This is a genomic window from Neoroseomonas rubea (genome assembly GCF_016106015.1).
Lineage (GTDB): Bacteria > Pseudomonadota > Alphaproteobacteria > Acetobacterales > Acetobacteraceae > Neoroseomonas > Neoroseomonas rubea.
Window position 1 is genome coordinate 1 of record NZ_JACADQ010000132.1, and the last position, 10397, is coordinate 10397.

The following is a 10397-nucleotide window of genomic DNA, read 5'->3' on the forward strand; positions in this document are numbered from 1 at the left end:
CCGGAGCAGTGGGCGGCTCCCCGGCTCCAGGTGTGGCTGGAGCTCAGACGTGTGCTCTCCCGACCTGCGGCCGCGCCGGCCGGGGGAGGGGGGCCGCGGCCGATGCGCACGCGCGAGGACGCCATCAAGCAGTTGGAGGAGATCGCCGCCTTCTTCCGCAAGACCGAGCCGCATTCGCCGCTCGCCTTCACCCTCGATGACGCGGTGCGGCGGGCCCGCATGCCCCTGCCCGAACTGCTAGCCGAGGTCCTGCCGGACGAGGCGGCGCGCAAGGCGATGCTCAACTCGCTCGGCATCCGGCTGCCGGAGGGATGATTAATGAAGGGTTTCATACGACTGTGATCCGGATGCGTTGACCCAGATCAGCGCCGCTGCGTAGTGTTGCCACCGATTGCAAACCCCGGGGCCGTGGACCACGCCCGCAAGGAGGAAGCCTTATGAGCAGCGTGCACGACAAGCTCGCGCGGGTCCGCAAGCCGCGCGTCCACATCAGCTACGAGGTCGAGACCGAGGGCGCGCAGATCGAACGCGAACTGCCCTTCGTGGTCGGCATCATGGGCGATTTCGCCGGCGACCCGACCGAGCCGCTGAAGCCGCTGAACGAGCGCAAGTTCGTCCAGATCGACCGCGACAACTTCAACGATGTCATGGCCCGCATCCAGCCCGGCCTGAACATCAAGGTCGACAACACGCTGGCCGGCGACGGCAGCCAGATGGCGGTCAACCTGAAGTTCCGCTCGATGGAGGATTTCGAGCCCGCCCGGGTGGCCGAGCAGGTGCCGGCGCTGAAGGCGATGATGGAGACGCGGGCCAAGCTGCGCGACCTGATGTCCAAGGTCGACCGGTCCGAGGAACTCGAAGGCCTGCTCGAGCAGGTGCTGCAGGACAAGGACAAGCTCGACAAGCTGTCGGCCGAGCTCGGCATCGACAAGAAGGAGGGCTGATCCATGAGCCAGACCCAGTCTGAAGCGGCCGGCGCAACGACGACCGAAGCCGAGGGCGGCCTCGGCCTTCTCGACCAGGTGCTCGGCGCGACCAAGCAGACCGAGCGCGACCGCGCCCAGGACCTGATCAAGGCGCTGACCGAGGAAGCGCTGAAGGGCACCGTGACCTTCAGCCGCAACCTGACGCAGACCTTCGACCGGGCGATCCAGGCGATCGACCAGAAGCTCAGCGAGCAGCTGAACCAGATCATGCACCATGAGCGGTTCACCAAGCTCGAGGGCAGCTGGCGCGGCCTGAACTACCTGGTCATGAACAGCGAGACGGGCACGTCGCTCAAGCTGCGCATGCTGCAGATGAGCAAGCGCGAGATGTCGCGCGACCTGCAGAAGGCGGTCGAGTTCGACCAGTCCACGCTGTTCAAGAAGATCTACGAGAACGAGTTCGGCACCCCGGGCGGCGAGCCCTATGGCGCGCTGATCGGCGACTACGAATGGTCGGCGCATCCGGACGACATCGAGACGCTGCGCCTCGTCTCCTCGGTCGCGGCGGCGTCCTTCGCACCCTTCATCTCGGCGGCCTCCGCCCAGATGTTCGGCATGAACGACTATCGCGAGTTGTCCAAGCCGCGCGACCTCGCCAAGATCTTCGAGACGGCCGAGTACACCAAGTGGCGTGGCCTGCGCGATACCGAGGATGCGCGCTTCCTCAACCTCGTCATGCCGCGCACCATCGCGCGCCTGCCCTATGGCGCGGGCACTGTGCCGGTCGAGGAATTCAACTACGAGGAAGCGCCCTACGACGCCGCCGGCAAGCCGAAGGCGATGGACCACGAGCACTACTGCTGGATGAACGCCGCCTACGTGATGGGCGCGCGGCTGACGGACGCGTTCGCGCAGTACGGCTTCTGCGTGGCGATCCGCGGTGCGGAAGGTGGCGGCAAGGTCTCCAACCTGCCGACGCACGTCTTCACCTCGGATGACGGCGACAGCGACACCAAGTGCCCGACCGAGATCGGCATCACCGACCGTCGCGAGGCGGAACTGTCCGGCCTCGGCTTCCTGCCGCTCTGCCACTACAAGAACACCGACTACTCGGTCTTCTTCGGTGCGCAGTCCGTGCAGAAGCCCAAGAAGTACGACCGGCCCGAGGCGACGGCGAACGCCGCCATCTCGGCCCGCCTGCCCTACCTCATGGCGACGTCGCGCTTCGCGCACTTCCTCAAGGTGATGGCGCGCGACAAGATCGGCTCCTTCATGGAGGCGACCGATGTCGAGGTGTGGCTGAACCGCTGGATCCGGAACTACGTGAACTCCTCCGAATCCGCGGGGCAGGAGATGAAGGCGCGCTACCCGCTGCGCGAGGCGAAGGTCGAGGTGAAGGAAGTGCCGGGCAAGCCCGGCGTCTACAACGCCGTCGCCTATCTCCGCCCGTGGCTGCAGATGGAGGAACTCTCGACCTCCATGCGCATGGTCGCGCGCATTCCGCAGAAGGCCTGACCACGGCCGGGCGGGACAGGGGGTGCGGCGTGGCGCCGCTCGAAGCAGAACCTGGCCCGCCCGTGCCGCTCCGCGCGCTGGTCCTCTCGGGGAAGTTCCTCGGGCAGGCCGCGGGCGGGGCGGGGGCCGAAGGGCTCGCCGACTTCCTGGCGGACCGTTCCTCCGCCGCCGCGCTCCGTGCCTGGTTCGGCTGGCGTCTCGGCAACATCCTCGATCATGACGGCAGCGCGGCCGGGCGCGCCGAGGCGCTGTCGCGGCTCGAGGAAGCGGTCGACCGCGACATCGCGGCCCTCGACCGGCTGATCTCCGCCCAGCTCGACGCCGTCCTGCACCATCAGCGCCTGCGACGCCTGGAAGGCGGCTGGCGTGCGCTCTCCTGGCTCGTCGACCGCATTCCCTTCGGGGCGCGGGTCAAGCTGCGCTTGCTCGCGGTGCGCTGGGCCGAGCTGTGCCGCGACTTCGAGCGCGCGCTGGAATTCGACCAGTCGGCACTGTTCAAGCTGGTGTACGAGGGCGAGTTCGGGACGCCCGGCGGCGAGCCCTTCGGCATGCTGCTCGCGGACTACGAGGTACGCCACGCGCCCGGGCCGGGCAGCCCGACGGATGACGTCGCGGGCCTCGACGGGCTTGCCGGCGTTGCCGCGGCCGCCTTCGCCCCCTGCGCCATCGCGGCCCATCCCGCGCTGCTCGGTTTCGACAGCTGGGGCGGCGTCGGCGCCGCCTCCGACATCACGGACGTGCTGAAGGCGGCGGACCGGACGCGCTGGCGCGCCCTGCAGGGGCGGGAGGACAGCCGCTTCCTGTCGGTGCTCCTGCCGCGCGTGCTCGGCCGCGCGCCCTGGAGCGTCGATGCGACGCGGCTCGAGGGCTTCCGCTACCGGGAATACGCGCCCGGGCCGGACCAGCGCGTCTGGATGAGCCCCGCCTATGCGCTCGCCGCGACCGCGATCCGCGCCTTCGCGCGCAACGCCTGGCCGGCGGATATCCGCGGCGCGGCGATCAGCCACGATGCCGCGGGCGGCGTGATCGACGCGCTGCCGGTCGAGCGCCTGCCCGGCGACCCGCGCCACGGCACGCTGCGCCCGCCGGTCGAGACCGCGCTGACCGACGACCAGGAACGCCAGGCGGTCGAAGCCGGCTTCATGCCCTTCATCGGCCTCGAGCTGCTGCCCGAGGCATCCTTCGCGGCCACGCCCTCGATCCACCGCCCGCCGCGCATGAGCGGCGAGACGGCGATGGCGGCCAATGCCAACCAGCGCCTGTCGGCGCAGTTCAACGCCATGCTCTGCGTCAGCCGCTTCGCCCATTGCGTGAAGCTGATGGGCCGCGACATGGTCGGGTCCTTCAAGACCGAGGACGACATCCAGCGGCGCCTGCAGCGCTGGCTGCAGGGCTTTACCAATGTCTCGGCCGGCGGCGGCGACCAGGGGGCGAAGTATCCGCTCCGCGACGCGCGGGTCGAGGTGCGAGAGAAGCCGGGGCAACCCGGTGTCTTCGGCTGCACGATCCTGCTGCAGCCGCACTACCAGTTGGACGAGGTGGGGGCGGCCTTCCGCCTCGTGACGGATCTCCAGGCGGCGAGGCAAGCGGCATGACGACACCAGGTGAAGCCTTCATGGCGGGCGATATCGCGGGGGCGGTCGCGGCGGCGACCGCCGCCGTCAAGGCCCAGCCGCGCGAGCCGGGGCCGCGCTGGCTGCTGGCCGAGATGATGCTCTTCTCGGGGGAGTATGAACGCGCGGATCGCGCGCTCGATGCGGTGATCGAGGACAACCCGTCCCCGACCGTCATGGAGTTCCGCCAGCTGCTGCGGGCGGAGGTGACGCGCCACCAGGTCATGAAGGAAGGCCGGGTGCCGAAGTTCCAGGGCGAGGACCCGACCGAGGCGCAGAAGGCGGCGGCGCACGCGCTGACGCTGCTGCGAGCCGGCGACAAGGCCGGCGCGGCGGCCGCGGCGGCCGAGGTCGAATCCCTGCGCCCCCGCGTGCCGGGCAAGGCGGGCGACGTCGCCTTCGACGACCTGCGCGATGTCGACGACATCTTCGCCGGCATGATCGAGGTGCACACGGCCGGCGGCGAGTACATGTGGGTGCCGGTGGAGCGCCTGCGCGCGCTGTCCTTCGATGCGCCGAAGCGCCCGCGCGACCTGTACTGGCGGCGCTGCTCAATCGAGATGAAGGACGGGCAGGAAGGGGTGGTCTACGTGCCCACCATCTATCCCTGGACGGCCAAGGACATGCCGGACCCGCTGCGGCTTGGCCGCGGGACGGAATGGCTGGAGGAAGCGGGTCTGGTCCGTGGCCTCGGCATGCGGGAATTCCTGGTGGGCGAGGAAGCGAAGACGCTCACCGAACTCACCGACATCACCTTCGACTGAACCGAATGGGCGCGAAGGGAACGGCGGCGCGCATCGCAGGACGGATCGAGGCAGGGCCTCGATGCGCGCGTGCTGCGCGCCGCAGCGCCCGGCCTGCGCTTCACACCTGCGCAACCCCTCGGATCGCGGCCGTGCCGCAACCCGCGGGTGCTGCGCATCGCCGCGCCGTCGCCATTTGCCGTGCCAGCGCCACCGATCGGATCGAGGCCCTGCCTCGATCCGCGAGCGCGAAGCGCGACCGCGCCCAGACCATCCGCCGCCGCCCGCGCGCCAGCGCACGGCGCGCAAGCCAAGCGGCCGGATGGCCGCGCCGGCGTCTGAGGCAAACAAGATGAGCGACAACCGATCGAGCCCGCGCGTCCGGCTGCCGCTGCTCGACCGCCTGCTGGACGCCGATCCCGACAGCCCGAGCGACCCGCCGCTCTCCCAGTCGCTCGCCATCGACATGCTGCGCGTCGCCGTGCGGCGGGACCTGGAGGCGCTGCTCAATGCGCGCCGCCGCCGCGTGCCGCCGCCGGCGGGGCTCGCGGAACTGCCGGTCTCGCCCATCGGCTACGGCGTGCCGGACCCGACGGCCGGCACCTTCACCGAGGAGGAGCGCCGCGCCGCCCTGTCGCGGGAGATCCAGGCGACGATCTCGCGCTTCGAGCCGCGCCTGACCAATGTGAAGGTGCAGCTGCGCAAGGAGGAGCGGGAGGCGATCGACCGCGTGCTCCGCCTGCGCATCGAGGCGGTGCTGCGCACGGACCCGGTGCCCGAGCACATCTCCTTCGAGACGGTGGTGCGCCCGACGACGCTCGACGTCGCGGTGCGGGAGGACTGAGCGTGTCGGAATCGCTGCTGCCCTACTACAACCGGGAACTGCGCGCGATCCGCAGGCTCGCGGGCGAATTCGCCGAAGCCTATCCGAAGGTCGCCGCGCGCCTGCGCGTCACGCCGGAAGCGGTGGACGATCCCTATGTCGAGCGGCTGCTCGAAGGTGTCGCCTTCCTCGCCGCGCGCGTGCAGCAGCGGCTCGACGACGAGTTGCCCGAGTTCAGCGAGACGCTGCTCGAGATGCTCGCACCGCACCTGCTGGCACCCGTCCCGTCGATGACGACGCTGAAGATCGCCCCGCCGCCCGAGGCGCAGGGACCGACGCGCGTGCCCCGCGGCCTGCTGGTCGAGACCGAGCCGGTGCGCGGCGAGCCGGTGCGCTTTTCCACCTGCCACGACGTCACGGTCTGGCCGCTGGCGGTCGAGACCTTCCGCCTGTCGGGCCTGCCGCTCGCCGCCCCGCCGAACAACCGCGTGCAGGGGGCGATGGCCTGCCTGCGCATCGGGCTGCGCAGCACGACGCCGGAACTCAGCTTCGCCAAGATGGGGCTCGACCGGCTGCGGCTGCATCTGCGCGGCGTCGGCGCGCAGGCGGCGCTGCTGCACGAACTGCTCTGCACCTCCACGATCGGCATCGCGCTGGCCGACAGCCCGGTGGATCCGAAGCCGACGCTCCTCGGCCCGGAATGCCTGGCGCCCGCGGGCTTCGCGCCGGAGGAAGCAGCACTTCCCTGGCCGAACCGGTCCTTCGCCGGCTACCGGCTGCTGACCGAATGGTTCGCCTTCCCCGAGAAGTATCTCTACCTCGACCTCAGCGGGCTCGAGGCCCGGACGATGCTGCAGGAGAGCGAGAAGCTCGACATCTTCATCTACCTCGACCGCGCCATGCCGGAGCTCGAACGCAACCTCGGGCCGGAGAACGTCGCACTGGGCTGCACGCCGGCGATCAACCTGTTCCCGCAGCGCTGCGAGCCCATCGCGCTCGACGGCACCCAGTCGGAATGGATGGTGGTGCCCGACATCCGCCGCCCCGCGGCGCTGGAGGTCTATGCGGTCGAGGCGGTGCGCGAGAGCCGCCCGGACGGGCGCCGGCGCTCCGTGCTGCCCTTCTACCGCCTCGGCCGCACCGAGCAGGACGAGGCGACGACGGCGGAAATGAACTTCGTCAGCTTCCGCCGCGGCGCGACGCCGCCCGTCACCGGCACGCAGACCTGGATCGAGGTGCGCGACACGCAGTTCGAGCCGGCCCAGCCGGCCGAGGGCGTGCTGACGGTCGAGGCGCTGTGCTGCAACCGCGACCTGCCCGCGCTGCTGCCCTTCGGGGCGGGGCAGCCGCGGCTGCGCGTCGCGCAGGGTGGGGCGCCGGTCTCGGCGGTGGACTGCATCTCCCCACCGACGCCCACGCTGCGCCCGCGGCTGAACGACCGCGGCGCCTGGCGGCTGATCTCGCATCTCGCGCTGAACCACCTCTCGGTCACGGGCGGTGAATCGGGCGCGGCCGCGCTGCGGGAGATCCTGCGCCTGCACGACCTGCGCGACACGGCGGAAACGCGCGCTGCGATCGGCGCGCTCGTCGCGGTCGATACGCGCCCCGGCGTGGCGCGGCTGCCGGGCGGGCGGGCCGGGGCCTTCGCGCGCGGGCTCGACGTGACGCTCACCTTCGACCCGCAGGCCTGGCAGGCGGCGGGGCTTTATCCGTTGGCGCAGGTGATGGAGCGCTTCCTCGCGCTGCAGGTCTCGGTGAACGCCTTCTCCCGCACGCTGGTCGCGCTGCGCGGGCGGCCCGGGCTCGCGACGCGCTTCGCCCCGCGCAGCGGCACGCGGACGCTGTTGTGAGCGACCTGCCCGAAGGCGCCCCCGCGCCGCCGGGGGCGGAGGAGGACGCACCGCTGCCCGACATCACGGCGCTCGCGGTCGCGACGCCCGAAGCGGCGGAAGCCGCGCGGCCGGAACCGGAACCGCCGCCCGCGCCGGTGCTGATCGCGCTCGCGCCGCTCGACCGGCTGAAGCGGGAGCCGACGCGCTTCGACATCGACCAGGCGACGCTGATCGCGCTCGCCGCGTCCGGCCTGCCGCGTGACGAGCCCGAGGGGCTCCGCCTGCGCACATCGTCGCGGCTGGCCATGCCGGGCGGCGCGGTGCTGGCGGCGAAGCCGGAGCAGGGCGAGCTGACCCTCGGCACCTTCGGCCTGGTCGGCGCCGGCGGCGTGCTGCCGCGCCACCACACCACGATGGTCGCGGCCGAACAGCGCAAGCGCTCCCTCGCGCTGCACGCCTTCCTCGACATGCTCGGGCAGCGGACCACGGCGCTCTATCCGAAGGCGGGTGCCAAGTACCGCCCGACGCGCAACCCGGAGCCCACCGCGCGCGTGCTCTCCGCCGCGATCGGCATGGGCACGCCGCACCTGGACGGGCGCATGCGCGTGCCCGTCGAGGCGTTGCTGTTCCACGCCGGCAACCTCGCCGCGCGGACCCGCAGCGCCGAGCGCCTGCGCGCGATGCTGGAGGCCGAGACGGGCCTTGCCGTCCAGGTGCGCGAATTCGCCGGCGGCTACATCCGCCTGCCCGAGGATGAGCGCACGCGCATGCCGAAAGGACGCGGCGCGCCGCAGCATTGCGCGCTCGGCGTCTCGGCGACCGCCGGGGCGCAGGTGTGGGACCCGCAGGCGCGGGTGATCCTGCGCTTCGGCCCGCTGCCGCGCGCCGCCTTCGACCGGCTGCTGCCCGGCACGCCCGGCTGGCTGCGCGTGACGCAGCTCGCGCGGCTGTTCGTCGGGCCCGACACCTCCTTCGCCGTCAACCTCGTGCTGCGGGCCGAGGATGTGCCGGCGGGCTCGCTCGCCGGCGGCGCGCGGCTCGGCTGGACGAGCTGGATGGGCGGATCCCGCCCGCGCAAGGGCGATGCCGAGGACGCCATCTTCGAGCCGCGGGACGTCGTCTGACCCATGGCGCTGCACAGGAACCTGCCTGCATGACCGACGCGAAATCCCGCTACGGCGCCGCCGATGTCCGCTACGTCGCGGCCTTCCAGCCGGAAAGCGCGCCCGCGCGCCTGCGCCTCGCGCTCGCCATGGCGGACACCTGGTGGAACCCGCCGGATCCGGAGCGGATGACCGTGCTCGACATCGGCTGCGGGCGGGGGCTCTCGGCCTGCCTGCTGGCCGCGGCCAATCCGGGCTGGGACGTGATCGGGCTCGACCTCCAGCCGGTGCATATCGAGGAAGCGCGCGAAGTGGCGCGGCAAGGGGGCATCGACAATGCCCGCTTCATTGAGGCCGACCTCGCCGAGCTGACCGAGGTGAACAGCCCCGACCTGCTGCCCGAGCTCGATGTCGTCATCTGCCACGGCGTCTGGAGCTGGGTGCCCGACCCGGTGCGGGACGGCATCGTGCGCATGCTGAAAAGCCGCCTTAAGCCCGGCGGCGTGATCCTGCTCGGCTACAACGCGCTGCCGGGCTACGCCGACACGCTGCATTTCCAGCGCCTGGTCGACGAAGCCGCCCGCAGCCTGCCCGGGGACGACGCGCAGCGCGGGCTCGCGGCGATCGAAGCGATCGTCGCCCTGCGGGAACAGGCGCCGCTCTACCTGCCGGAGCCGCGGGTGCTCGAGCACATCGTCAACGCCGCCCGCAACGCGCCCGCCTACATGGTGCATGAATGGCTGACCAGCTTCTGGCGGCCCGCCTACCATGCCGATGTCGCCCGCGCGCTTGTCCCGGCGCGGCTCGAATACGGCGGCACGGCGCGGCCCGCGGGCTCGATGCCCGAACTTCAGCTGAACCCCGAACAACGCGCGGCCCTCGCCGCCGCCCCTGCGGGCATCGCGCGGGAGACGCTGCTCGACACCTTCCTCGCCCGGCGCTTCAGGACGGACATCTTCATCCGCGGGCGGCGTCCCGGCGGGCGGGCGCTGCTGGGGCCGACGATGCTCGCCCTGACCGCCCCGGCCGACCGCACGAAGATCGAGATCGTGACCCCGTCGGGCACGCTGGAACTGAAGCCGCCGCAGCGGGATGCCCTGCTCGAGGCCCTGTCGGACGGCCCGAAGACCATCGCCGAGCTCGCCGACCTGCCCGCCTGCGCCACGCTCAACCACATCGACATCGCGCTGATGCTGGTGGAAAGCCAGGCGGCCGAGCCGCTGTGGCGCGCGCCGCGCCACGACCCGGCGGACAATGCGCGCCTGGCGCGCTGCTGCGACAGCCTGCTGCGCCACTTCGCGCCCGAGGCGTCGGCGATGCGCGCGCCGATCGGCGTGCCGATCGCCGCGATGGGCAGCGCGCTGCCGGTCGGCGCCTCGGAACTCGCGCTCTGCGGCGCGCTGCTCTCGGGCCTGCCGCCGGACCCGGTGGTGCTCTCCCGCCATCTCGCCCGGCCGCAGGGCGACGAGGACGCCCGCGCCCGGGCCGAGACGGGCATCGCGCAGGTGCTCGAGGGCCTGCTGCCGACCTGGCGCGCCATGGGCATCCTGCCATGACGACCGCGCGAGGCGCCGCGCGCCCTGAAGCGGTTCGGATGCGGCCGCGCACGGCCGGTGCTATTGACTGCCCCATGCATGGAGGTCCTCGCATGACCCGCACATTCCTTGTCGCCGGCGCCGCGCTGCTCGCGCTCGCCGCCCCCGCGCCCGCCGCCTTCGCCCAGTCCGACCCGGCGGCGCTGCAGCTGATCGAAAGGCTGCGCCCCCAGGCGGGCGGGCAGACGCGCGGCATCCGCGTGCCCGGCGCGGTGGAAAGCACGCCGTCCCAGCCCCCGCCCGTGCA

The 10397-nt window shown here is 71.9% G+C and carries 10 protein-coding genes; all 10 read left to right on the forward strand.

The features are described 5' to 3' along the window. The first annotated feature begins 102 nt into the window (after positions 1-102). Positions 103-315, forward strand: a complete 213-nt coding sequence (locus tag HW577_RS13620) for a hypothetical protein (RefSeq protein ID WP_198376680.1) — start codon at positions 103-105, stop codon at positions 313-315. 122 nt (positions 316-437) lie between these two features. Further along, a complete protein-coding gene (tssB, locus tag HW577_RS13625; RefSeq protein WP_198376681.1) occupies positions 438-944 on the forward strand; it encodes a type VI secretion system contractile sheath small subunit in 507 nt (168 codons plus the stop codon). A 3-nt stretch (positions 945-947) separates the two neighbouring features. Then, positions 948-2441 carry a type VI secretion system contractile sheath large subunit gene (tssC, locus tag HW577_RS13630; RefSeq protein WP_198376682.1) on the forward strand — a complete coding sequence of 498 codons (1494 nt, stop codon included), beginning with the start codon at positions 948-950 and terminating at the stop codon, positions 2439-2441. 29 nt (positions 2442-2470) lie between these two features. Further along, complete coding sequence (tssC, locus tag HW577_RS13635) at positions 2471-4036, forward strand: type VI secretion system contractile sheath large subunit (protein WP_332837688.1); 1566 nt, start codon at positions 2471-2473, stop codon at positions 4034-4036. After that, complete coding sequence (locus tag HW577_RS13640) at positions 4033-4818, forward strand: type VI secretion system accessory protein TagJ (protein ID WP_198376683.1); 786 nt, start codon at positions 4033-4035, stop codon at positions 4816-4818. The genes tssC (HW577_RS13635) and HW577_RS13640 overlap by 4 nt, the downstream gene beginning before the upstream one ends. Before the next feature lie 331 nt (positions 4819-5149). Further along, complete coding sequence (tssE, locus tag HW577_RS13645) at positions 5150-5641, forward strand: type VI secretion system baseplate subunit TssE (RefSeq protein ID WP_198376684.1); 492 nt, start codon at positions 5150-5152, stop codon at positions 5639-5641. A gap of 2 nt (positions 5642-5643) precedes the next feature. Continuing rightward, the gene (tssF, locus tag HW577_RS13650) at positions 5644-7470 is read left to right on the forward strand and encodes a type VI secretion system baseplate subunit TssF (RefSeq protein ID WP_198376685.1); all 1827 of its coding nucleotides are present in this window, start codon (positions 5644-5646) and stop codon (positions 7468-7470) included. Further along, positions 7467-8576 (forward strand): type VI secretion system baseplate subunit TssG, encoded by a 1110-nt coding sequence (gene tssG, locus HW577_RS13655; RefSeq protein WP_198376686.1) that lies wholly within the window; start codon positions 7467-7469, stop codon positions 8574-8576. Before tssF ends, tssG begins: the two co-directional genes overlap by 4 nt. Before the next feature lie 29 nt (positions 8577-8605). Further along, complete coding sequence (locus HW577_RS13660; protein ID WP_198376687.1) at positions 8606-10111, forward strand: class I SAM-dependent methyltransferase; 1506 nt, start codon at positions 8606-8608, stop codon at positions 10109-10111. Between the two features lie 92 nt (positions 10112-10203). Further along, positions 10204-10397: hypothetical protein (locus HW577_RS13665; protein ID WP_198376688.1), on the forward strand; the 194-nt coding region annotated here is incomplete at its 3' end.

What these genes read in the sequence shown, in the direction of transcription:
- HW577_RS13640 (WP_198376683.1), top strand. Translation starts at nt 4,033, where the DNA reads ATGACGACACCAGGTGAAGCCTTCATGGCGGGCGATATCGCGGGGGCG.
- HW577_RS13620 (WP_198376680.1), top strand. Translation starts at nt 103, where the DNA reads ATGCGCACGCGCGAGGACGCCATCAAGCAGTTGGAGGAGATCGCCGCC.
- tssC (WP_198376682.1), top strand. Translation starts at nt 948, where the DNA reads ATGAGCCAGACCCAGTCTGAAGCGGCCGGCGCAACGACGACCGAAGCC.
- tssB (WP_198376681.1), top strand. Translation starts at nt 438, where the DNA reads ATGAGCAGCGTGCACGACAAGCTCGCGCGGGTCCGCAAGCCGCGCGTC.
- tssE (WP_198376684.1), top strand. Translation starts at nt 5,150, where the DNA reads ATGAGCGACAACCGATCGAGCCCGCGCGTCCGGCTGCCGCTGCTCGAC.
- HW577_RS13660 (WP_198376687.1), top strand. Translation starts at nt 8,606, where the DNA reads ATGACCGACGCGAAATCCCGCTACGGCGCCGCCGATGTCCGCTACGTC.